Here is a 24615-nt window from a genome sequence, read left to right on the forward strand (position 1 = left end):
ATGCGGGCGTGGGAAGACTTTCTTTTGCTACAAGAAAAAGAAATCGGTACGAGTACTGTAGACAAATGGTTAAGGTCGTTAAAAGTCCTATGTTTTGATGCGTGTAATTTGTATCTTGAAGCTAAAGACTCTTTTCAAGTGACTTGGTTTGAGGAGCATATACGCCACAAAGTAAAAACAAGTTTAGTGAATAATAACGGGAAATTAATTCGCGTTCACGTTACTTCCCTTGATAAAACTACTCCTTTCTATAAAGAAAAGCAGATGCAGCAGGAAAAAACTGCCTACTTTACTATGCAGTATGGCAATGTAAATCCTGAGATGACTTTTGCTAATTTTCTTGTGACTCCTGAAAATGACTTGCCGTTTCGTATTTTACAGGAGTTTACAAAACCTGCAGAAGATGCTACAGGCTTTCCTTTTAACCCGATTTATCTTTTTGGACCAGAGGGGTCTGGGAAAACACATTTAATGCAAGCTGCTGTAAATGTGCTCCGAGAATCTGGAGGTAAGATTCTTTACGTTGCTTCAGATTTATTTACTGAACATTTAGTTTCAGCAATACGTTCTGGAGAAATGCAGAGGTTTCGTTCTTTTTACCGTAATGTCGATGCTTTATTTATAGAAGACATAGAAGTATTCTCAGGTAAAGGAGCTACTCAGGAAGAGTTTTTCCATACCTTTAATTCATTACAAACAGAAGGTAAGTTGATTGTTATCTCGTCGGCGTATGCTCCTGCGGACTTAAAAGCAATGGAAGAACGCTTAATTAGTCGTTTTGAATGGGGAGTAGCTGTTCCTATTCATCCTTTAACGAAAGAGGGATTAAGAAGTTTTCTGATGCGACAAACAGAGCAACTATCTATTCGCATAGAAGACTCAGCTTTGGACTTCTTAATTCATGCATTATCTTCAGATATGAAAGCGTTATTACATGCGTTAAATCTGCTTTCAAAACGTGTTGCTTATAAGAAATTGTCTCAACAACTGCTCTATGAAGATGATATACAATCTCTCTTACACGATGTTTTAGAGGCTGCGGAAAGCGTGCGTTTAACTCCTTCAGGAATTGTGCGCGCTGTTGCTAAGTATTATGGAGTGTCTCCAGAGAGTATTTTAGGGCGTTCACAATCTCGAGAATATGTATTGCCTAGACAGGTTGCTATGTACTTATGTCGGCAGAAATTGTCTTTGTCCTATGTAAGGATAGGGGATGTATTTTCTAGAGATCATTCAACAGTAATTTCATCAATACGTGCTATTTCGCAAAAAGTAGAAGAAGGGGGGCACGACATTAGTATTGCTACGCAAGACTTAATGAAGTATTTAACTTCAGCGTATAAAAGTCTTGAGTTTTTCCCTGAAGAAGAAATCCCTTGCTAGCCTAAACTAACTTTTTCCTCAGAGCGTAGTTGATCATCAAACATGCCATAGACACTAGTGTCAAAATAATCTGTAAAATGAGTGCTACTAAAATTGTAGGCGTTGCGTAATAGCCACTTGTTAATAACAAGCTCATCGAACAGATAGAGACTACTCCTAAAGTTACCCAAAGAGCTGTATGCTGAATCATACGACATTTAGGCTGCCTATCCATACGAGGGCTAGTTCTGCTTACTGTGTCTTGAGAGATTCTAGGTCTTTGATCCCTAGTAGAATCGGAGCTCTTAAAATTGCTCAGAGTAAAGACATTTCTATTTGCTCGTCCAGAGAACGCTCCAAATGCATGTGCTGAGATCATAAGTTACTGAATTATAAAAAATGTAAGAAATGTTTAGCAGATTGTTATTTTCAGATCAATTTGAATACGCATAATTATGGGATCTCAGATTTTTACCCTCAGAGTATTTTCCTTCTTTTGATTCCGATTTTAATTTTTTATAGAGATTCGTTTCATACTCCCTTTGCTTCAAGATATCTTCCTTCTAAGTTCTTTCTTTTTTTTTAGATTTTTCTTATGGAAATACAAAAATCACTTCCCGCTTATTCCTCGATTCGGAGACTTATGAATTTTGATAAGAATTTGGTAAACGTAGAAACAATGAAGCAGGCGATTTTAAATCGTCTGTATTTTGGTGTAGTACAATCTCCGGAATCCGCTTCAGCAAGAGATATATTTACAGCAGTTTCAAAGACTGTAATGGAGTGGTTAGCTAAAGGTTGGCTAAAAACTCAGAATAGTTACTACGAACAAGATGTTAAGCGTGTTTACTATATTTCTATGGAATTTCTACTTGGTAGAAGTTTAAAAAGTAATCTTCTGAATTTAGGAATGCTGGATCTTGTTCGTAATGCATTAGAAGAATTGAATTATGATTTCGATACTTTAATACAAATGGAAGCAGATGCAGGATTAGGGAATGGGGGATTAGGACGACTTGCAGCGTGTTATTTAGACTCCATGGCAACCATGGGAATTCCTGCTTATGGATATGGTATCCGCTACGATTATGGTATCTTTGATCAGAAAATTGTCAACGGTTATCAAGTAGAAGCCCCCGATGAATGGTTGCGTTATGGTAACCCTTGGGAAATATGTAGAGGGGAATATCTCTATCCTGTTCGCTTTTACGGTAGAGTAATTCATTATACAGATGCTCGAGGAAAAGAAGTTGCTGATCTTGTAGATACTCAAGAAGTGCTAGCCATGGCTTATGATGTACCTATCCCAGGATACGGTAGAGATACTGTAAATACCTTGCGTTTGTGGCAAGCACAATCTCCACATGGATTTGAGTTTAATTACTTTAATCATGGGAATTATATTCGCGCCATAGAAGATATCGCATTAGTAGAGAACATTTCCAGAGTGTTATACCCTAATGATTCTATTTCTGAGGGGCAAGAGCTGCGGTTAAAGCAAGAGTACTTTTTAGTTTCTGCAACAATCCAAGATATTCTTCGTCGATATACGAAAACACATATTTCTTTGGATAATCTCCCTAACAGGGTAGCTGTGCAGCTTAATGATACCCATCCTGCATTAGGAATAGCTGAAATGATGCATATCTTGGTTGATAGGGAAGAACTCCCTTGGGATACCGCTTGGGATATGACTACGCGCATATTCAATTATACAAACCATACGATCTTGCCTGAAGCATTAGAGCGTTGGTCTATAGATCTCTTTTCAAGACTATTGCCTAGACATTTAGAGATTATCTATGAGATTAATTCTCGATGGTTGGAGAAAGTCTCTCAAAGATTTCCTGGAGATAACGATAAGCGTCGAGCATTGTCTATTATTGAGGAGGGTAGCGATAAACATGTCAATATGGCAAGTTTAGCTGTTGTAGGTTCGTCTAAAGTTAATGGCGTCTCTGCTTTTCACTCTCATCTTATAAAAACCACATTATTTAAAGATTTCGTAGAGTTTTTCCCCGATAAATTTATTAACGTAACTAATGGGATTACTCCAAGACGTTGGCTCGCCTTATGTAATCCTCGCTTGGATGCATTATTAGAGCAAACGATAGGGAGTGCTCATATTACGGATCTCTCTCAAATTCACAAGGTGATCCCTTTTGCTGATGACGCGAGTTTTCGAGAACAGTGGCATAAAATTAAGCTTAATAATAAGCAGGATTTTGCATTAAAACTTAAAAAAGAAACCGGGGAGAACATAGATCCCTCCTCTATGTTTGATTTTCATGTAAAGCGTATTCATGAATATAAACGGCAGTTAATGAACATTCTTAGGGTGATTTATCTGTATAATGATCTTAAGGAGAATGTATCTTCGAGTATTGTCCCAACAACAGTAATTTTTGCTGGAAAAGCGGCTCCAGGATATGCGTTTGCTAAGTTAGTCATTAAACTTATCAATAGCGTTGCCGATTGTGTAAATAACGATCCTCAGGTGAATGAAGTCTTAAAAGTTCTCTTCCTTCCAAATTATCGAGTGACGATGTCTGAGATGATTATGCCTGCTTCTGATATCTCGGAGCAGATCTCTACAGCAGGTATGGAAGCTTCCGGAACAGGAAATATGAAATTTGCTTTAAACGGTGCCCTAACAATAGGAACCATGGATGGAGCAAATATAGAAATGTCGGAATATATTGGTAGGGACAATATGTTCATTTTCGGTTTGTTAGAAGAAGAAATAGCCAAAATAAGGCGAGAGTATTACCCACAGGCTATATGTGATAACAATCCCAAGATTGCTCATGTGTTAAAATTACTAGATCAAGGATTTTTCAACACTTCAGACAAAGAACTATTCAAGCCTATAGTACATAGATTATTACATGAAGGTGATCCATTCTTTGTTTTAGCGGATTTAGAATCGTATATTAAAGTTCATGAATCTGCGGCTACCTTATTCCACAACACAGATGAATGGGTAAAGAAATCGATATATAACGTAGGCGGCATGGGCTTTTTCTCTAGTGATAGAGCTATTGCTGACTATGCCAGAGATATATGGAACGTTCCTACAAATCATAAATCTTAAGAAAAAGGCGCTGCTAATCCAATATGAATGACTTTTATTAGCAACGCTTGTTGTTGTCGAAAAACGCGAAACTTTTAATTTAATAACAGGATAGAAGGAGCTTCTAAGATTTTCTGCAATCGCTTCATAAACATTGCGGCTGGATATCCGTCAATTACACGGTGATCTATAGACAATGTCAATATACACGTAGAACCAACTAGAATTTCTCCATTGATTACTATCGGCTCTTCCTGAACACTACCCACAGCAAGAATAGCTGCTTGAGGGGGATTGATAATTGCTGTGAATGCTGTAATTCCTGTCATGCCTAAATTGGAAACGCAGAAAGACCCACCTTTATACTCTTCCTCTTTTAAAGATTGAGATTTCGCTTTAGAAGCTAAGCTTTTAATCTCGGCAGAAATCATACCTATGTTCTTGCGATCAGCACAGCGTACAATAGGAGTAATCACTCCATCAGGAATAGCCACAGCTATCGAAATATCTATAGTTTCAAAACGTACAATTTTATTGTCGACGCTATTGAAGCCTGAATTTACTTCAGGAAACTCTTTTAAAGCTAGGGCGCAAGCACGAACAATACAGTCATTAATAGACAGCTTAATTCCTTGGGCCTGTAGTTCCTTAAGCAGGGCGAGCAACGGCGAAGCATAAACTTTTTGTGTTACATAAAAATGTGGAATAGAGGCTTTCGCAGCTTGTAACCTCTGTGCAATGATGTCTCGAATAGGAGAAAGAGTTTCCTCGTGATAGGATCCAGGATGCACTTCAGGAGCTTCAGGGTAACCAAAACCTGCAATACCTTTGGTAGGAGCTTTATCCAGGTCTTTTTCAACAATACGTCCGCCAGGACCGCTACCTTTGATTCCAGAAATATCCAGGTTTTTTTCCTTCGCTACACGTTTAGCTAGGGGAGAAATGGGGGATTTTGAAGAATCTACTTTTAAAGATAGAGGTTTAGACAGGGGAGGTTCAGGTTTAAATTGAAAGGCTAACTGCATGGGGGCAACGGATGGTTGCACTTTCGTGACTTCTTCTTCCACTAGTTGAACATTTTCTACAGGAAGTTCTGGCTCGGGAGTTTTAGGAAGGATAGTGTCTAAGTTGAAATCCTCATCCTTTTCCGAAGATATGACAGCTATAGGTGTGCCTATGTGTACTTTTGTTCCCTCTTTAACAAGACAATCCCGGAACCAGCCTTCTTCATTTGCCGTATGCTCGAGTACAGCCTTATCTGTTGATACTTCTAAGAGAACATCACCAAACTCTATTTTATCGCCATTGTTCTTATGCCATTTTACGATAGTTCCTACTTCCATGGTGGGAGAAAGTTTCGGCATTTTTAATAGAGAAATCACAAATTTACCTCATGATTTTTTCGATAGTGTCTAAAATACGATTCACATTGGGCAGAGTTGCTTGCTCTAATGTCTTGTTGTACGGCATAGGAGTTTCTCTTTGGCACACTCTTAAAGGAGGGCTATCTAGGTAATCAAAAATATGTTCTGTAATTTCCGTAATGATTTCCGCAGAGATCCCTGCAAAGTAATGACCCTCTTCTACAACTATACAATTTCCTGTTTTCTTTACTGAAGAAAATATTCCAGAGATATCTAGTGGCTTAATTGTGCGTAGATCAAGAATTTCTATAGAAAGACCATAACGCTGTTTAGCAACCTTTACAGCTTGTTTTACGATAGAAACCATTCGACCGTAGGTGATAATTGTTAAATCCTTACCCTCTTCTACAACTCGAGACTTCCCAATAGGGATTAAGTATTCTTCGACGGGGACTTCGCATTTGAGATTATACTCTAACTCATTTTCTAAGAAGAGAACAGGATTGTCATTTCTAATAGCAGATTTTAATAGTCCTTTAGCATCATAAGAATTCGATGGGGCAATAACAATTAAACCCGGGATATTAGCATATAGGGCCTCAACACAATGAGAGTGCTGACAAGATACTTGTGCTGCAGCACCATTAGGACCACGAAATACGATGGGAACTGAGAAGATTCCTCCAGTCATATAATGCATTTTTGCAGCATGTGAAATAATTTGATCTGCAGCTACTAAAGAGAAATTCCAACTCATAAATTCTATAATTGGACGCAAACCGGTTAATGCCGCTCCAATCCCTATACCAGCGAATGCCGCTTCACTAATTGGTGTATCAATAACTCTTGATGATGACCACTTATCTAAAAGGCCTTTTGTAACTTTATAAGCACCGTTATATTCAGCGACTTCTTCTCCTAGTATACATACATTAGGATCCCTCGCCATCTCTTCATCAATAGCTTCTCTAATAGCTTCTCGGATTTCTAATGTAACATACTTAGGCATACACACCCTCTTCTAATGTGGCAATCGTGGGTTCTGGATCTGATTTTGCTTCAGTAAAAGCTTTTAAAACCTCGTTCTTACATTCTTCACGTAATGCTTGAAAACTTTCTTCTGAGATTACTCCCAAGTTGATCAGCCATTTTTTAGCGAACATGATAGGATCTTTTTTTATAAGGCATTGCATTTCTTCTTTACTTCTATACAAGTTGGGATCAGAAATGGAGTGTCCTCTAAATCGAGAACATAAGCATTCAACAATGACTGGAAGCCGCGTTTTTTGCATGTACTCATAAGCTTCTTTAAAGCCTAAAAGACAATTGAAAAGATCAAAGCCGTTTAACGTGAATGAGCGTATACCGTAAGAAGCCCCTTGGGATTCTCCTATCGGTTGTTTTGCAATAGCACGATTGAGAGCGGTCCCCATGCCCCAGCCATTATTTTCTATAATCAGCATTAAGGGGAGGTTATGTAGAGCAGTAAAATTCAATGTTTCGTGAAATACTCCTTGAGCAACAGCTCCATCTCCAATGAATCCTAGGGAGATCTTATCTTCACACCGATATTTGATAGCGAATGCCGCTCCAGCGGCTAGGGGAATTTGACCTCCTACGATTCCAAATCCTCCTGGAAAATTCGGACCACACATATGCATGGACCCGCCTCGACCTAACGCGCAACCGGTTTCTTTACCTAGTAATTCTGCTGCAAGGGAGCGCAAGGGGATATTCAGTAATATGGCAAGAGCGTGACAGCGGTAGGAAGAGAAAAACCACTGATCTAATCCTGTATTAGCCAATGCTGCGGTCGCAACCGCTTCTTGACCACTATAGGAGTGGTAAAAACCACCAACTAAACCTTCCAAATAAGCCTCTTCTCCTCGTGTTTCAAACTCACGAATGAGTAGCATGTATTTCAAGAGTTCTACACAACGAGAGGAGCCATATATATCGATAATATTTTTTACAGTTGCCTCATCAGATTCTTGAGAAGCGATATTGTAATGAAAAGCGTCGGGCATATCTTGATACGAGAGTTGCGTCAAGGATTAAGTTCACTCTATTATAAAGTCATGGATTTGAAAAGACAAGACCAAAAAAGTAATTAAGTTTTTTAAAAAAAGAAAAATCTTTAATATCTTCCCATTTGTGTATTTCTGACCAAGAAGTAAAGGACCGTGGACACATGGACGTTTTTAGCAGACTAAATCGTCAGAATCATTTTTATGTGGAACAGATAGATGGTGTCATGAGAGATCCAAATTCTCCCAGTGACAACGACAATAAGAAAGATAATGAACTCAAGAAAAAATTATTAACTATAACTAAACGGGTTGTTGCCTCTGCTCAAGAATTTCAAGATGGGAGAGAAGGTGCTAGTAACTATTTAAAAAAAACGCAATGGATGCCCTATAAAAACGAGGAGTTAGAGGAAACAAAAGAGCTATTTTCTCTACTTACTTCCATGGATAAGAAGTTAGCTCAATTATTTTTTTATCTTCCCTCTTGTGGAATAGAGTGGGAGGATTTTGTAAGTTCAGTTGAACAGATTGAACAGAACTATGGCTTAGGCGGAATATTATTTTCTTGTGGTTCTTTTGAAAAGCAATGTAGGTATGTTCGTGATTTCAATAAGTCTCAGATAATTCATTTACTTTTGGGATGTACTATTCCTCATAGCTTGGAATTTTATTTGTTGGAGCGGGATTTATCTTTAATGGACTGCAAAAATCTTTATGAGGTAGGAATTGGTTTAGGAGAGCTACTTAAAGATTATGGGGTTATGATTTCATTAATCTTTCAAGAAATAGTCAGTATGGATATGACCAACTATTCTGAGTTGCTCAGGGGACTAAAATATTCAGGTAATATACAAGGAAAATTACATCACTGTGATTGTTCTCCTACGACAACCACACCAAGTCCCATAGCTTTACGTTATAGTTTAGCAAACACGATACGAGGTTTAGCTATTGACGTAGACTTCTCAAGATTGAAATTTATGGGATGTTCTATGTTGACGAATGTTGAGAATACAATAAAAGCACTGAATCATGGAGTCGAGTGCTTTACTTTTTCTAGTCTTAAAGAGCTTAAGAAGGGAATTAAAGTACTAACTCAATTAATTACCACGGGTCAAGTAAGTCCAGCAATTGTCAATAAAAGCGTGATAAAAATTCTTACCTTGAAAAGACGCTTTAAATCTATACATCTATAATTCTATGAAGGGGTTATTTGTAATTCTTCAGATTGTGCAGATAATCCCTTAACTTTTTCTTCTAACATTCCTAAACGTTCTTCTAATTTAGGTAGGCTACGGATTTTAGCAACTTGACGATGAATTTCTTGATATGGACGAGCAGGAGCTCCTCCATAGATACCAGGAGAACTTATAGATTTAGTAACTCCTGTTTGAGCCATCATAATTACATGGTCTGTGATTGAAATATGACCTGTAATTCCTGTTTGCCCTCCAATAATCACGTGGTTACCAATTTTTGTAGAACCAGCGATTCCTGCTTGTGCAACAATCATGCTATGCTTCCCAACTTCTACATGGTGAGCTATCTGCACTTGATTGTCGATTTTGGTACCTTCACGTATGATGCTATTTTTGAAACGACCCCTATCTATGGTAGTATTCGCTCCTATTTCAACATCATCTTCGATAATCACTTTCCCCAAATGCTTAAGATGTTTATGCCGGCCAAAAGCATTGGTAATGTAACCAAAACCACATGAACCGATAACAGCACCAGGTTGGACGATCACACGCTTACCCATCTCTACACGTTCGCGAATTACTACTCTAGGATGTATTAAGCAATGTTCTCCAAGAGTAGAATACGCACCTATAACACTACCAGTCCCAATGTAGGTAGAATCTCCAATACATGCGTGTTGGCATATAACAGCATAGGGCTCTATACAAACATCCTTGCCTATGGATGCTGTTGGATGGATAACAGCTGTAGGGTGAATTCCTGGGAATCCTGAGTCAACAGGAGAAATGAATAATTCGATACATTTCTGGAAAGCTATAGAAGGGAATTCTGAAACTATAAGGAAATTCTTATTTAAATGACCGTACTTTTGAGCTTGAGCCTTTGATAAAATAATAGCTCCAGCTTCAGTAATCTTTATAAAACGAGCATATTTTTCATTATCAAGAAAAGTGACATGGTGAGCTTTAGCTGCACTTATCTCTTCAACACCAGAAATAGGAGTTTCTGTATTTCCTTGAACTTCAACTTTTAATAAGTCTGCTAACTGTTGAAGAGTATAGACCAGCTCTTGAGGCATACAAAACTCCTTGGTTCTTGAGGTATCTTAGTTATTTTTGAAAGATTCATCAAGAATTTTGATAATCTCATCAGTTTTATCAGCACTAGAATCAATGGATAGAACCACTTCGTCGTTCAAGATCGCGAACAAACCTGTTTTTTCTCTTACTTTTGCAGAAGCTTTTTTTACTTCTTGTATGAGCTTTTGAACCCTTTTCATATTGGTTTGGTTCAACATTTGGTAGTATTGCGATTGTAAGGCATTATATTCTGCGGAAAGATCCTCAAACTTTTTTCTTAATTCTTCAGCAGCTGAAGTAGAGAGACTCTCGATATAATCTTCGTCTTGTAATTTATTATAAAGTGACGACAGTTCTTCTTCCATTTTTTCAGAATTTTTTGAGAACTGTTGTTTCATGTTTTCTAGCTCTTCGGTTTCTTTTTTCCCAAAAGCAGATTCCTCTAAACAACGTTTCAAACTGACAACGCCTAAGCGACACTCGCTAGAGCTTTCATCAGCAAAAACTTGCTGCATACCCGCTAAAGTTAGAAAAGTGAGAAAAACAGAGCTTAATGATTTTTTCATATTAACCTTTATAAGATCTAAGAGATGAAGAGCTTTAGATTAGCAAAAGCTCTCTCTGAAGACAACCAAAGATTTAGAGCTTTGCTACTTTTTCACAGCTATATTTAGAAGACGCCTCCTAAAGCAAAGAAGAACCGTTGTGAAACATCAATTTTTTCTCCCTCAAACATTTCTGTTGGGCGGAATGGCCAACCAAATCCTAACATAACTGGAACGTTGTTCATTACGTCAAAGCGTAAACCAAAGCCAGCACTTCCACAAAGATCTTTCAAACGGATAGTGTATTCTTTAAGTCCAATAAATCCTGAATCTAGGAAGACGAAAGCACTCACGTTAGGTTGATTGATTAAAGGATACTGGAACTCTTCCGTAAGTAGGAGAGAGGATAATCCACCTTGAGGTTCTGTAGGAGAAAACTTAGGACCAATGATAAATGGTTTATATCCCCGAACAGTAGTTTCTCCACCCAAGAAAAAGCGTTCACTAATAGGAATGCCTTCTATAGTTGTGTCTCCAAAAGGTTTAAGGAACTGAGCTTCTCCTTTGATTTTCAAAACCCCTTTCCTTGTTAGCTTACGATAAATCGAACTGTTTAAAGAGAGTTTTGTGAAGTGGTAGGTACCACCAAGACCAGAAACTTCGAAATTTACGCTACTACGTATACCTGTAGTAGGGTTTCTAGGGTTATTTACGGAATCGTAATTTAGATTTACACCGGCAGCAGATATAAAGCCTTTATTAGCAGCAAGATCAGGACCGGCTTGATCTTTTTTCTTCTTATATAAGCTAGTTTGTGTACCCCGGTAATAGATACCGTATTTTAATTGTTGATTTAAGATATACGTGGTACTGACATTTCCACCATAAGTCTCAACGGAATAATCCTTAGAAAGAGCTCTATTAATAGACTTATCAAGTTCGACACCTAGAATCCACGGTGTATTTAAAAAGTGAGGCTTTGTCCATTTAAGAGTATAGTCGGTGACTTTATCCCCGAAGTTTGCTTTTAAGAATAAATACTCTCCACCACCTCTTAGGCATCTAAAACCTTTAGAGCACAAATGTCTGATACCTAAAAGATCAAAATTGCTTTCAGAAAGCTCGATTCCTCCAAATAAATTGTCTAAAGAGCTAAAACCTAAAAACAATCCTAAGTTTCCTGTTGTAGTTTCTTTAACTTCTATGAAGATATCTCGATATTCTTCAGCATTGTCTAATGGATCCAATTGAGAACGTGCAGTATATACACTGACACTTTGGAAATAACCCGTATTTCTGAGGCGTTGCTCAGTATCTTCCAGTTTTAATCTGTTGAAAGTATCCCCTGGGAATAGGCTGCTTTCGTGTAAAATCACATCATGTTTTGTATGAGTATTTCCCGTGATTTTGATTAAACCAACTTTATAAGGAGATCCTTCACTTACCTGGTAAGTTACGTCGTAAACAGGACGTGAGGCATGAGGCGAAAATGTTACGTCAACATTCGTGTTAATGTAACCATACTTTGCATAAGTATTCTTAATTTTTTGTGCGCCTTCCCATATGTTTTCGGGGCAGTAAATATCATCAGGACCCGCAGATAATTGTTTTTCTACAAGGCGCTTAGGCAGTACATCGAATCCTTGAACATGTACGTGACCTAAAGTATACAGAGGGCCTTTATCGACATCCATGTAGAGTACGATATTTCCACATTCGTCTACTTCACGTCTTGGAGTAACTGTTGCATCAGCATAGCCTAGATTATGTAAATAGTTGGTGATAGCAAACGAGTCTTGCTCAACAATGTCAGGATGATACAGACCATTTCCTGTAAACCAACTAGTAGTTTTTGAATACTGTTTAGTCAGAATCAGTTCTTTGACATCTGCCTTTTCACATCTATTGAGACCTGAAATTTCTAACTTTTTAATTTTACCACAAGGACCTTCCTGAATCTGGATCAGGACATCAATGTAACCCTTGTGTTCATTATGATCTAATTCATAACAGAGTTGTGATTCAAAAAAACCGCGTTTAAGGTAGTAAACTCTAAGCTCATCAAAATTTTTTAAGAACTTTTCCCTATCAAATACATCATTTTCGTAGATTTGTAGAGTTTTAAGAATCTTATGAGAGGGTACGGCTTCGTTCCCTTTAATAGAAATTTTTCGAATGCATGGCTTGGCAACAAGAAGCAAAGAAATCGTGGTTTTGCCATTAGAAAAATCAACTTTTGGTTCTACTCTATCGTAATCTTTAGATAGATTGCGTAGGTCTTCATCAAAATCTGCTTGAGAAAACAAAGAGCCACTTTTCGTTTTTAATTTCGGTAGCGGATGTTTGTTTAAAGAATTTTCACCTTCAGTTGTAATCGTAATAGATTCAACGAGTGTGTATCCTTCTTTAACCGTTTCTGTAGCCGCTAGAGCTAATGGGGCGTGGATTAGCGCCAGAACGGTAAACCGCAGAATAACTTTATTTCGCATCATGAACATTCGAAAGAATTTCCCCTAGGCAGAAAAACTTGTTTATTGAAGTAAGCACAAAAATAAGGACTAGGATGTTTTTTAACAAGATCTTACTATCTTAAACATTGAAAGTGCTTCTAGAGATACTTATGTTTTTATAACCAAAAAAATTAAAAGTGCAAAGGTTTTATTTCAAGTTTAATATGGGTTTCGGCCAGAAAAGGCTCTAGCAAGCGTTCCGGAGTCTATATAATCAAAAGACAATCCTATTGGCAAACCTAGAGCCAAACGAGAAATAGATATGGAGGAATGAGAAAGCTCTTGTTTTAAGAAAAGGGCTGTAGCATCTCCTTCTAGAGTGGCGTCTAGAGCTAGAATAATTTCTTTCGGTTTTAAAAATTCTATACGTTGTTTTAGTAAATGCATTCTCTCTGCATCAATATGTTTTCCCGTTATTGGCGATAGTAAGGCTCCTAAGACATAATAGTGACCTTTGAAAATTTGGGAGCGCTCTAAAGCAAAAATATCTTTAGGAGTTGCTACGATACACAATATAGATGTGTCTCGATTGTTTTGACAAAATGAGCAAAGACTTTCTGGGTGACTTTTCAAGCAAAAACAAGTGGGACAATGGCTGCGTGCAGCAGAGAGTTCGGAAAAAGCTTTCCCCATGGATTCTAATTGATCCTTATCCCAATCTAATAGTTCGAAAGCTAGTTTTTCTGCTGTTTTAAATCCTATCCCAGGGAGTTTTCTAAGAAAGGAGATGAGTTTGGATAAATAGTCAGGATACTTTAGCATTTTGGAAATCTATAATTTTTTATTGTATCTCAGGGTCACAGAAAGTGCTTAAATACTTAAAATAAAAGTTAGGGTATAAACTCTTTGAATAGTATACTAGCTTTTTTCTTTATTTATGGTTGTGCGTGAAAAAAACAAGAAAGGCATCTATATGGGCTACAGGTTCTTATTTGCCCGAAAAAATCCTATCTAATTCTGATCTTGAACAGATGGTTGATACTTCGGATGAATGGATAGTAACAAGAACCGGAATCAAAGAAAGGCGTATTGCAGCAGCTAATGAATATACATCCATAATGGGGGCTAAAGCTGCTGAAAGAGCAATACAGAAAGCAGGTCTAACTAAAGACCAAATAGAATGTATTATTTTTTCTACATCAGCCCCGGATTATATTTTCCCTTCAAGTGCAGCCTTGGCTCAAGCTTATTTGGGGATAAAAGACATTCCAGCATTTGATTGTATGGCTGCTTGTACCGGTTATTTATACGGTTTATCAGTAGCTAAGGCCTATGTCGAATCAGGGATGTATAATAATGTTTTGCTTATCGCCGCAGATAAACTCTCTTCTTTTGTAAATTACAAGGATAGAAATACCTGTGTTCTTTTTGGGGATGGAGGTGCTGCCTGCATTATTGGAGAGAGTCGTCCTGGAGCTTTAGAAATCACTAATGTGAATTTAGGAGCAGACGGAAGTGTAGCCGATCTATTGAGTCTTCCTGCTGGAGGGAGTCGTGTTCCTGCTTCCCAAGAGACTCTAGAAGCGGGTAAGCATTTTATTTCTATGGAAGGGAAAGAAGTGTTTAAACATGCAGTAAGACGCATGGAGTCCGCTGCTAAAACTTGTATTGCTGGCGCTGGAATTGAAGAGAGTGACATAGACTGGTTGGTTCCTCACCAAGCAAATGAAAGAATTATTGACGCTATAGCTAAACGTTTTGAAATAGACGAAGGTAAAGTATTTAAGACGTTGTGTAAGTATGGAAATACAGCTGCTTCTTCTGTATGCATAGCTCTTGATGAGTTATTACAATCGCATACAATTCACTCTGGAGAATACTTGCTTCTAGTTGCTTTTGGAGGGGGGTTATCCTGGGGAGCAGTTGTTTTACAACAGGTAGAAAGTTAAATGACGAAAAAAATAGGATTTTTATTTCCAGGTCAAGGTAGTCAATACGTTGGTATGGGTAAAGATTTAGTAGAAAACTATCCAGAAGCAGCGAAAGTGTTTGCTTTGGCTGATGAGACTTTAGGATTTTCTTTATCCTCCATTATGTTTAACGGGCCTGAAGAGAAGTTGCTTGAAACTGCATACAGCCAACTAGCAATATACTTGCATAGTTTAGCTGTAGTTGAAATTTTATCTTCAAGAACTTCTATAACTCCTGCAGCGGTTACAGGTTTAAGCCTGGGAGAGTATACAGCTCTAGTGGCTTCTGGACGTATTTCTTCAGTTGATGGCTTTAATATTATTAGTAAACGTGCTCAATTTATGAATCAGGCTTGTCAACAAAGTCCTGGTGCCATGGCAGCAGTTTTGGGTTTGACAGCCGACGTTATTGAGCAGAATTTAGAAAGTTTAGGAGAGGGGATTTGGGTTGCCAATTACAATGCTCCTAAACAGATAGTTATTGCTGGTCTAAGAGAAAAAATAGAAGAAGCTGTTAAATTGTTTACAGATTTAGGAGCCAAAAGGGCGATACTATTAAAAGTATTTGGAGCTTTTCATACTCCACTGATGCAGTCAGCTGAAGATGAGTTAGCGCCTTACTTATATGATTTGAATATGAATAGTTCTGAAATCCCTTTTGTATCTAATGTTACAGCCAACTTTCTAAGGAATAATGATGAAATTCTTCAGTGTTTAGTCAAGCAAATGACTTCCCCCACGTTATGGTATCAAAGTTGTTCTAAAATAGATTTAGAAGTTGATGAATTTTTAGAACTTGGTCCAGGTAAAGTTCTTGCTGGATTGAATCGTTCTATAGGATTAAATAAACCTATTAAAAGTTTAGGTACAGTAGAAAGCATCAATAATTTTTTATCAGGGCTATAGATATATGAATGGTATATTGTTGGGAAAGAAAGCGATCGTTACCGGGGGATCTAGAGGTATAGGATTTGCCATTAGTAAGCTTTTTGTAGAGCAAGGTGCGGACGTTGAGATTTGGGGAATAAATGACGAGGGTGGTAAGAAAGCTGCTCAAGAATTATCGAAAATAGGAAGACCTGCGACTTTTGCTAAAGTTGATGTTAGTAAGAGTGAATCTGTAAAAGAGGCCGTTCAGAATTTTATTACAGTACATGGTAATATTGATATTTTAGTAAATAATGCGGGGATTACTCGAGATAATCTTTTAATGCGTATGTCTGAAGAAGAGTGGTCTTCTGTGATTAACACTAATTTAAATTCCCTATACTATGTATGTTCTAGTGTAATTCGTCCTATGATTAAAGCTCGTTCTGGGTCTATCATTAACATTAGTTCAGTTGTTGGTTTAATGGGGAGTCCAGGACAGACCAATTATGCAGCTGCCAAAGCTGGTATTATAGGGTTTAGTCGAGCGTTAGCTAAAGAAGTTGCTGCAAGAAACGTTAGAGTGAACTGCATAGCTCCTGGGTGTATTGATACTGATATGACCAGAGTGTTAAATGATAATTTAAAAAGCGAATGGTTAAAAAATGTTCCTATGGGGAGAATGGGTTTCCCTGAAGAAATTGCTAACGTAGCACTATTTCTTGCTTCACCCTTATCTTCTTATATAACTTCTCAGGTATTGAGTGTTGATGGAGGTATGACATACTAAATAGGTTGCAAACAATCTAGATTGAAAAATTAGATTTTTGTGATACTGGTTGTTTTCTCTTTTTAGGAAATTTTAGGTAATTGTGTAGATAAAACATAAGGATATAGCAATGAGTTTAGAAGATGATGTAAAGGCAATTATTGTTGAGCAACTTGGGGTAGATCCAAGTGAGGTAAATGAGAATTCTTCATTTATCGAGGATCTTAATGCTGATAGTTTAGACTTAACAGAGTTGATTATGACTTTAGAAGAAAAGTTTAACTTTGAAATTTCAGAACAAGATGCAGAAAAATTACGTACTGTAGGCGACGTTCTCACATATATTAAAACACGTCAGGGCCAGTAGTTGGACTACTCCTTTTGAGGTGCGTTTGTATCCTTAGTGCATCATTTCCACTAAAATAGCGCACCATTTCTTTTATTTTTCTTTACATGACTATTTTCTTAATGCATTCAGGAATGCATTTTAGATTATCTTTTATGAGATGGGATGTCTAAAAGTAATTTGCTTAGCGTATAGCTCTAGGAGCGATAAAGCTACTGAAGGGCATTCTTCAACAATACTCAGAAATTGTCCCTTACTTAAAGTGAGGGTACGAACTTGAGTTATTGCTTCCGCATTATATTCTCTGGGTTTGTTGCTGAATAAACTTTCTTCTCCAAAGCACTCTTGTGATGAAATTGTAACAGATAAAGATGAGCTGTTATCGGTAATTTTGACGTAACCTTCTACTATGATGTATAAGCTGAAGCTGGGTTCTTCTATAGAAAATATTTTTACTCCAGGCTTAAAGATCATGATTTCAGTTTTATCTGAAATCGCAAGGAGGATGTCCATATCTAAAGAATTAAATATAGGATTTTTCTTTAGAAGGAAGGCGCGGTCAATTAAATTCATCAAGAGACTCCTGGCTAAATAGTAAAGAAAGTAGCTAGATTGTCAGAGTCATCTTTATTGTGATTTGTATGCTCTTCATCTAAAGTCGAATACGGCGGTACTGGTTGAAAATCAGCGTCGCAATTTGCTAATTCTTCCTTTAACTGTCTGGCTGTAAGTTTACTTAAATATGAAGGAGAATTTTCCATCATATTCAATAACTCTTTTAATGTTAAAGGAATAACACCACATTTTAGATAGTATTTTTCACTACGCTTTCCTGGGTTATTAATGAAGGGATCGAGTAGAGCAAATAAATAATCTTCGCAATTTTTTTCTAGAGATTCAAGTGCTTGTGCTTTTGCTTTTTTATTTTTTCCTGTTAGGGCTCTTATAAGTATATCAGAGTGTTCTACAGATCCTAAAATACCTAGGAATTCAAACATGAAGTTCACTTCAGATTGATAGTTGGATTCTAAGGTATTAACTAATAGGCTGAGGTTGTATTTAGGATAGGATTTTTGAATATAATTCTTATGATAATCATAAAAGATAGCTTTTAAGGCTTTAGATTTTACGATTTTATAAGCGTGTTTCCTAAAGAGTTTGTTATCAATTTTACAAAGTGCTTTGGCAGCAAGAATACGACAACGGTTGTGTATGTTATTATCAGAAAGAATCTGAAGGAATGCGGTTGCTGTTTCTTTAGGTAATCCTATAATAATCGACTCAGCCTGTTTCCTAGAGGTGCTTTTTAATAATGAGGTGGTGATGAGGAATTCTTTCACTAATGAAGCATCTAAAATAACACTAATTGTTTTCAATAGATAGTCACAGGCTTCTTCGTTATGAAGATGGTGTCTTAGTACTTGTAGTAATTTCTTGCAGTAAGGCTTGTGTAAGGTTTTCACAGATGCGTGTAGAGCCTTACATGTTTGAATAAAAATCTTGTTATTCGTGTTATCTAAGAATTCGACCAAAGTAGAGAAATTGTCAGGATTTTTTTCTAGGGTGAGAATAGAAAGTCCAATGGATACTACTCGAGAATCTGCGGAGGTGAGGAGTTCTTTAAGACGTGCATCTGCAATATCACGATATTGTCCACAGATTTCTTGCCGGCGAACTGTAAGAATTGCGGCGAGTAATTTATCACCGGGTTCATCATAAAGGTCTTCAGAAATATCAGAGATGCCTAATAAGTCATGTTCTGCAAAATAGAGATGTATTCCGGCAGCAATTGAAGGGTGTGGTGTAGTCATTGACCATCGTTTTAGGAGCTCTAGAGTAAGAAAATCTCTAGCCCAGAGACTATTCTTTAGCATTTCCATGGTTTTTAGCTTACTTGGTAAGCTCAGCTTATTCATATGAGCTAATAAACTAGGAAGGACACTACGACTACCAAGATTTAGCAAATGCTGGAAGGCAAAGATTTGATGTTTTTCATGTTGATGCTTTAGATGAGTGAGTAGTAACAGTTCTGTTTGTCTCTTCTCTTTTAAAGTCATGGATTTTATCCATTCTAGCATGGTTTTTTTCAGATAGATAGCTTGAGAAGATAAGTTTCTTAAAATGGCTTTGGCGTAGTATGACCGTAATAAACAAGCTAAGACGACTGTGATAAGGGATATCACAAGACAGACTGTATATTGGTAGGAAATAGCAAAACATAGGAGAGCCCACACGAACATGCCTACCGGCTCAATAAAGCACTCTATTGCAATTCTAATCTGGTTTCGAATACTGTTAGGAACCCCATAAATCAGCAACTGCAGGTTATTATCATCTAAAGCATAAGTCAATCCTTCACGAGCTACCATACCGACGGTTGCAATGCCAAGTGAGGTTTTAAATGACCAACAGAAAAACAGGCTAGTGAAGCATAGGGGGGCAAAAAGGATAATATTGTTCACCCCCATATTCTTTACAATTCTGCTGTAGGCAAACAGAGCAAAGCACATGTTTGTTAAAGAAATCCAGGATGACCACTTTGTGATATGTGCTGTAAGTTCGTATGTGTCTCGTTCTGCGAAGTGATGTTCGAAGATTTTTAAGTAATTAAACTCTGTCGCGATAGCAAGTAGCTGCATTAAGAAATAAAAACATAGTAAATAGAAGGTATAGCTATCCTTTAAGCAGAGTTTAAAAGCTTTTGAAGCAGAAGGAGGATGACCAGTGTCTATAAAATGGTCATGGTCTTCGGATAATTCCTTTAGAGATTTAGATACATAATGCACGATAGGGTAGCAACTGAACAGAATTACGACAAAGAGTACGAGAATTCTTTCAATCCCTATGTATTGAATTCTGTTAACGATTCCGCAACCAATAGCATCCCCTAAAAATATGATGGCATTGAATATGCTGAAATGTCTTTTAGCATCTTGAATATTAAAGAATTGGTCTACAAATCCCCAGAAATTTGTATAAGCTAATATTATAGAGCTCCATGTGAGCATGCGATAAATCAGTAGTGGCGTTGAGGGAATTTCACTACATGTGACTGCGTAACAAAAAAGGTAGAGGTTGCATACAATGATACTGGTTATGGGCAATAGAAATAATGTCTTTGGAGCAACTCTTTTTTTACATAAATTGTAAAGAATCAGTGAAGATAGAAGACATAGAATTGATGATGAGCCCAAGTAAATAGAGGGCAGGCCTTCTGTTCCTACATTTTCGAGAAAAAGCCCTTCACTTAATGCTAAGGAACCGTAACAACCTATTCCCCAAATTAACCCTAAAGCTAAAAATAGAAGGGCTCTTCTCTCTTCTCCATGATGCAGATTCAATAGCAAGCGAAGGGCTTTTTGCATGGCAAACCCACCTAAGAAAATAATATATTAACTGATGAAATTAATTAATTTCAAGGTGCGTCTAGGTGATTAAACAATAATAAATTTTATACAATTTATTTTTTTAATTTCCTGTTAATCTAGTTTCAAGAGGCAAGGGTTTGTTGTGACGAATTAATGAAACGCAAAGCACACTAATTAAGCAGATCACCGTTACTATTGAGGCACTAACAATAGCCCATATAGAGTTTGCTGTATTAACTAAAATGGCAGCAACTTGAGGCAGTACACCAGCGAGTCCTAAGGAAGCTAAAACAATAATGATAATAGCAACTAAAGAGATGGCTAGCAAGAATGCTGATAAAGCCATAGGACCACTGCAAACGCCCGCTGGGGAAGACAACCCATGTAGTTTTGTCTTGATTGCAGCAACTTCCGTTCTAAGTTCAGAAACGACTGCAGAAGTATTTGCCATGTGCGACTGCATTATACGCATCAGGTAGCTTTGATCTATTGTTCCAGATGCTGTGCCCGGAACGTGAGTCCATCCCGCTGAATATTGTTGCTGTAGACCTGATACAGCCGCCTGAATAGTAGATAACTGTGCTGAAATTTCATGTGCACTTAATGGAGGTAGCGATGTTTCGGTTGTATTTAAATCGGTTCTTACAGAGGTCATAATGTCTAACTTCTCCTAAGTATTCTTTTATAATAATCAAGCTTCTATTTGAGAATTGTTTACCATGTAGATTGCAGGTCTGCTTCTTAGTAAAGAAGTAATAGATATTGTGCAGAGAATCATGATGGAAACTGATGCACATGAGATAATAGGTAGAGATATACAGGCACCGACTGTATACATGTTAAGTAGAGAAATAAATAGAGGGAAGCCTCCGCAAACAGCAACGATACACATAATAAGCAAGGTGATAGCAATGAGAGCTAAAAGCGTTAATACTACTGCTGCAAGTTTCGAACAAGTGGAGGGAGGCCGGGAACCTACTATATAGGCGGAGTTACCTTCAGAACGAGGAAATCCTGCATTGTGATTTGCCCGTGATTCGAATAATAGCTCTGTGATTGTATTTAAACACCCTTTTAGACTGTCTACTTCGTCTTTTAAAAGAGCCATATTACTCGCCACATTATTTCCTGTGGCAACGGATTGAGAAGCAGATCTATCTAATAAGCTGATTCTCTCTTCGATTTGCCTCACTTGACTATCTAACGAGCTAATTCTTCCGTCAAAGCTAAGTAAGACTCTATTTAAAGCTTCTTGATCACCGACTTGATCAGATGACGACGATGGCGTTGTTATTGACATATGATTCCTTGCGTTGCTTTGAGAAAAAATAACAAAACTTAAAACAGAATATCTTAAAGAACAGAATATATCAAGACATAAGCTTTTAATTATCTAAGTTATGCAAAGAAAAGTACTTAGAAAGTTTTTTGTTTAAGGACCATAAAATAACTAACCCTATAGACCATTGTAAAATCAAACTAGAAAGACTGTAAACAGATATAGGGTTCCACCAATTGGCGTCTTCAGGGAAAAGCCCTTCGTAAAAATACCAGCACAGTAAAGTAGCTCCCTCGATTGGGAGTAAATATTTTATTATATAATCAAAAGATTTGTTGAGGTGTATATCCCCAGGAACAGCGTTAATAATTTTCTTTTTTAAATGTGGTAGCCCGTAATTTATTGCTGCATAGATAAAAATAAGACCATTGATAATTAACCCTATTCCCCAGACAGTGTCTTGGTTCGCAAATACAGACAGACTTAAAGAGGATGGCACACCAAGAATAAAGGCGATGATTGTGGCGGATAACTCCGCTATGTGTTTTTTGATGCCGAACTCTGAGAGTGTTTGCGAAAACAAAAACAGCATGGAAATCATTGATGAAAGAGCGGCCATAGCAAAAGCCAGGAAGAATATAGAACTGAAAATACCGGGTAGATAGGCAGAGCCTGGAACTCGGGTAAACAATTCTGGAAGATAGATAAAAGCTATACCTATACTAGATGAGCCTGCGCCTTGTTGTAATTGCGTTGTGCCTAAAGTATCTAATGAAGCGCACGTAGCAAATACAATGACCCCCATAATTAGGGAAACGAGGTTATTCGATATTGCTGTAAGAGCTCCGTTGCTCACCACACCCGTTTTTTTTGAGGCGAATCCTGAATATACTAGGAGTAATCCCCAACCAGCTCCGGTATCCCAGGCATTTTGGGTTAGAGCTTCTAACCACAATTTGTAGCTAGATAATGAGGTGAAATCTAGAGTAAAGAGCTGTTTGATTCCTTGCATGGCGTTAGGAAGTGTAATAGCTCTTAGGAGTAAGACTAGGGTGCACACAAAGAATGAGGGGATAAGAATTTTATTGCACTTCTCAATGCCTTGTACAATGCCTTTACGAATGATCATATAAGCTAAAAACAGGGACAGGAAATGAAAGAATAGAGGGGAAAGGCTTTGATAGTGTGTTTCCCACAATTGAGAAAAGTCATTTCCAGCATAAATTTTCCCGGAAATAGAGTAATAGAAATAGCTGAGACCCCACCCAACAATATTCGAGTAATAAGCTAGAATACACGTTGTTACTAAAGTAATAAAGCCTCCTAACCAGGCATATTTTGGACCTGCTGTTTTGATTAGGGTGCCTATTGGAGCTTTCTTTGTTAATTTTCCTAGAGAAAGCTCTACGATAATAAGAGGAATAGACCAGATAAATAAAAAAAGAAGCCAAATTAAAATAAAGGCCCCATTGCCATTTTGTGCTGCAATTCTAGGAAAACGCCAGATATTGCCAGCACCAACGGCTATTCCCATCATGGAGAAAATAAAGCCTAGTCTAGAAGAAAAATGGGTGGAATTTTTGCTCATTACATTTACTCTAATTCAATAAACTTATCTGAAAAGTGTTTGTTTGTCATACTTACAACACAACAATCAGACCAGACATTTAGAGATGTTTCAATCATGTCCAAGACGGTATAGAAAGGAAGAATTAATCCTAATAAATGTAGGGGAATTTGCATTGAAGTAATCAGAGAGGAAGCTAGGAAAAAGCATCCCATGGGTACCCCTGCATTGCCAACAGCACATAGCGTCGCAATAAAGATCCAACCAATCATAGAGAAAATAGAAAAACTCACACCATTTGATGTGGCAACAAAGAGCACGGTAATTAAGATAAAGGCTGCACAACCATTCATGTTAATCACAGAACATAGAGGAAAGGCAAGTCGTGATAATGATGGTTTGATTTTGAGTTCTTCCTCAGCTAGTTCCATGGTTAAAGGTAATGTAGATGCAGAGGACTTTGAAAAGAAGGCCGTAATTAATGCAGGAGACATGCTTTTAGCTATTTTGATAGGTGAAAGCTTATTGGCTTTCAAAAGCCATGGAAGGACAATGCACCCCTGAATTAAGTTCGCTCCTACTACACAAAGGAGATATTTACTAAAAATTACTAAGTTTCCTTGGCTGTGAGTGACTTCCTTGTAGAACAGAATGGAAAAAGCCATGGTAGCTGGGATGAGTAATTTTAGTATCCCCTTAGCAATATTAAGAAGAATAGAAAAAAACGTTGAGAATAGTGTTTGAGTGAAATGCTTTTCTTTTTCAGCGAGGAAAAGAGAGGAAATCCCTAATAAAGCAGCTAAAAATGTCGCAGAGATAACATTATTCTCTAAAAATGGCTCAAGAATGTTTCCAGGAATTGTATTTGCCAAGACCTTTAGGTATCCCGTTGAGCATGTGGCTGAAGCAGATGCCGTAGCTTCTTCTAATGGCATAACAGGGTAGATAATGAGGAATAATCCCAAACCAATTGTAGCAGCTATGATAGTAGTAAGAAGCGTGTAGTAGAGTACTTTGCTGCCCAGGGACAACATTATTTGAAAATTTTTAATTGACGTGATCGTAGAGCCAATAGCAAAAAACACTAGAGGAAGACTTAAAAACTTTAACAATTTTAAAAAAATTCCTGATACAATCTCTGCGCTTTGAAATATCAAGGGGATATTAAAGGAAGCTAGACCCAATCCTGCTAACATACTTCCTAATAATAAGAGGTTGTAATTCGATTTTGCGATTTTCTTTCTCATGATTGGCACTAAAAAAATTTTAATAAAAGTGTAATAAGAGTATAGTGTTTCGAGAATTTCTTTTCTTTGAAATAAAATAAAATAAAACTTTTTTAAAGT

General features: G+C 37.4%; 21 protein-coding genes. 7 read left to right on the forward strand and 14 right to left on the reverse strand.

Going from position 1 to position 24615, the window contains the following annotated elements:
- The gene (gene dnaA / locus FI836_RS00005; protein WP_006343151.1) at window positions 1-1383 is read left to right on the forward strand and encodes a chromosomal replication initiator protein DnaA; all 1383 of its coding nucleotides are present in this window, start codon (window positions 1-3) and stop codon (window positions 1381-1383) included.
- A gap of 1 nt (window position 1384) precedes the next feature.
- Here the strand turns inward: dnaA and FI836_RS05250 are convergent, their stop codons facing one another.
- Window positions 1385-1741: a hypothetical protein gene (locus FI836_RS05250; RefSeq protein ID WP_041460077.1), complete on the reverse strand. Its 357-nt coding sequence runs from the start codon at window positions 1739-1741 to the stop codon at window positions 1385-1387.
- Between the two features lie 264 nt (window positions 1742-2005).
- Here FI836_RS05250 and FI836_RS00015 point away from each other — a divergent pair, with 264 nt between their 5' ends.
- Entirely contained in the window at window positions 2006-4456 is a 2451-nt protein-coding gene (locus FI836_RS00015) for a glycogen/starch/alpha-glucan phosphorylase (protein ID WP_006343152.1), read from the forward strand.
- Window positions 4457-4530: 74 nt separating this feature from the next.
- On the opposite strand, the gene FI836_RS00020 is transcribed toward FI836_RS00015, so the two are convergent.
- From FI836_RS00020 to pdhA, 3 genes are read right to left on the reverse strand one after another with little or no spacing between them, the layout of a single operon-like run.
- A complete protein-coding gene (locus tag FI836_RS00020; protein ID WP_006343153.1) occupies window positions 4531-5817 on the reverse strand; it encodes a pyruvate dehydrogenase complex dihydrolipoamide acetyltransferase in 1287 nt (428 codons plus the stop codon).
- A 4-nt stretch (window positions 5818-5821) separates the two neighbouring features.
- The gene (locus FI836_RS00025) at window positions 5822-6808 is read right to left on the reverse strand and encodes an alpha-ketoacid dehydrogenase subunit beta (protein WP_006343154.1); all 987 of its coding nucleotides are present in this window, start codon (window positions 6806-6808) and stop codon (window positions 5822-5824) included.
- Window positions 6801-7826, reverse strand: coding sequence for a pyruvate dehydrogenase (acetyl-transferring) E1 component subunit alpha (pdhA, locus tag FI836_RS00030; protein WP_006343155.1), 1026 nt, complete (start codon window positions 7824-7826; stop codon window positions 6801-6803). The genes FI836_RS00025 and pdhA overlap by 8 nt, the downstream gene beginning before the upstream one ends.
- A gap of 164 nt (window positions 7827-7990) precedes the next feature.
- Here pdhA and FI836_RS00035 point away from each other — a divergent pair, with 164 nt between their 5' ends.
- Window positions 7991-9022 carry a hypothetical protein gene (locus FI836_RS00035; RefSeq protein WP_006343156.1) on the forward strand — a complete coding sequence of 344 codons (1032 nt, stop codon included), beginning with the start codon at window positions 7991-7993 and terminating at the stop codon, window positions 9020-9022.
- A gap of 2 nt (window positions 9023-9024) precedes the next feature.
- Here the strand turns inward: FI836_RS00035 and lpxD are convergent, their stop codons facing one another.
- From lpxD to recR, 4 genes are all read right to left on the reverse strand, one after another.
- A complete protein-coding gene (gene lpxD, locus FI836_RS00040; RefSeq protein WP_006343157.1) occupies window positions 9025-10107 on the reverse strand; it encodes a UDP-3-O-(3-hydroxymyristoyl)glucosamine N-acyltransferase in 1083 nt (360 codons plus the stop codon).
- 27 nt (window positions 10108-10134) lie between these two features.
- Window positions 10135-10674: an OmpH family outer membrane protein gene (locus tag FI836_RS00045; RefSeq protein WP_006343158.1), complete on the reverse strand. Its 540-nt coding sequence runs from the start codon at window positions 10672-10674 to the stop codon at window positions 10135-10137.
- A 104-nt stretch (window positions 10675-10778) separates the two neighbouring features.
- On the reverse strand, window positions 10779-13151 hold the full coding sequence (gene bamA, locus FI836_RS00050) for an outer membrane protein assembly factor BamA (protein ID WP_006343159.1): 2373 nt from the start codon (window positions 13149-13151) through the stop codon (window positions 10779-10781).
- A gap of 171 nt (window positions 13152-13322) precedes the next feature.
- Window positions 13323-13925: a recombination mediator RecR gene (recR, locus tag FI836_RS00055; RefSeq protein WP_006343160.1), complete on the reverse strand. Its 603-nt coding sequence runs from the start codon at window positions 13923-13925 to the stop codon at window positions 13323-13325.
- 125 nt (window positions 13926-14050) lie between these two features.
- Between recR and FI836_RS00060 the strand changes: the two genes are divergently transcribed.
- The 4 genes from FI836_RS00060 to acpP all read left to right on the forward strand — a co-directional run bounded on the left by FI836_RS00060 (window position 14051) and on the right by acpP (window position 17076).
- A complete protein-coding gene (locus tag FI836_RS00060; RefSeq protein ID WP_006343161.1) occupies window positions 14051-15052 on the forward strand; it encodes a ketoacyl-ACP synthase III in 1002 nt (333 codons plus the stop codon).
- Entirely contained in the window at window positions 15053-15979 is a 927-nt protein-coding gene (gene fabD, locus FI836_RS00065) for an ACP S-malonyltransferase (protein ID WP_006343162.1), read from the forward strand.
- A 4-nt stretch (window positions 15980-15983) separates the two neighbouring features.
- On the forward strand, window positions 15984-16730 hold the full coding sequence (fabG, locus tag FI836_RS00070; protein ID WP_006343163.1) for a 3-oxoacyl-ACP reductase FabG: 747 nt from the start codon (window positions 15984-15986) through the stop codon (window positions 16728-16730).
- A 109-nt stretch (window positions 16731-16839) separates the two neighbouring features.
- Window positions 16840-17076 (forward strand): acyl carrier protein, encoded by a 237-nt coding sequence (acpP, locus tag FI836_RS00075; RefSeq protein WP_006343164.1) that lies wholly within the window; start codon window positions 16840-16842, stop codon window positions 17074-17076.
- Between the two features lie 132 nt (window positions 17077-17208).
- Here acpP and FI836_RS00080 read toward each other — a convergent pair whose 3' ends face one another.
- The 6 genes from FI836_RS00080 to FI836_RS00105 form a co-directional block, all read right to left on the reverse strand.
- Complete coding sequence (locus tag FI836_RS00080) at window positions 17209-17628, reverse strand: cyclic nucleotide-binding domain-containing protein (RefSeq protein WP_006343165.1); 420 nt, start codon at window positions 17626-17628, stop codon at window positions 17209-17211.
- A gap of 14 nt (window positions 17629-17642) precedes the next feature.
- A complete protein-coding gene (locus FI836_RS00085; RefSeq protein ID WP_139934547.1) occupies window positions 17643-20420 on the reverse strand; it encodes a hypothetical protein in 2778 nt (925 codons plus the stop codon).
- 103 nt (window positions 20421-20523) lie between these two features.
- The gene (locus FI836_RS00090; RefSeq protein ID WP_014943825.1) at window positions 20524-21078 is read right to left on the reverse strand and encodes a hypothetical protein; all 555 of its coding nucleotides are present in this window, start codon (window positions 21076-21078) and stop codon (window positions 20524-20526) included.
- A gap of 36 nt (window positions 21079-21114) precedes the next feature.
- Entirely contained in the window at window positions 21115-21723 is a 609-nt protein-coding gene (gene incB, locus FI836_RS00095) for an inclusion membrane protein IncB (RefSeq protein WP_006343168.1), read from the reverse strand.
- A gap of 85 nt (window positions 21724-21808) precedes the next feature.
- Complete coding sequence (locus tag FI836_RS00100) at window positions 21809-23290, reverse strand: sodium-dependent transporter (RefSeq protein WP_014943826.1); 1482 nt, start codon at window positions 23288-23290, stop codon at window positions 21809-21811.
- A 5-nt stretch (window positions 23291-23295) separates the two neighbouring features.
- Window positions 23296-24516, reverse strand: a complete 1221-nt coding sequence (locus FI836_RS00105) for a dicarboxylate/amino acid:cation symporter (RefSeq protein WP_006343170.1) — start codon at window positions 24514-24516, stop codon at window positions 23296-23298.
- Window positions 24517-24615: the final 99 nt, after the last annotated feature.

Source organism: Chlamydophila parapsittaci (assembly GCF_006385615.1).
In the GTDB taxonomy this organism is placed as follows: domain Bacteria; phylum Chlamydiota; class Chlamydiia; order Chlamydiales; family Chlamydiaceae; genus Chlamydia; species Chlamydia psittaci.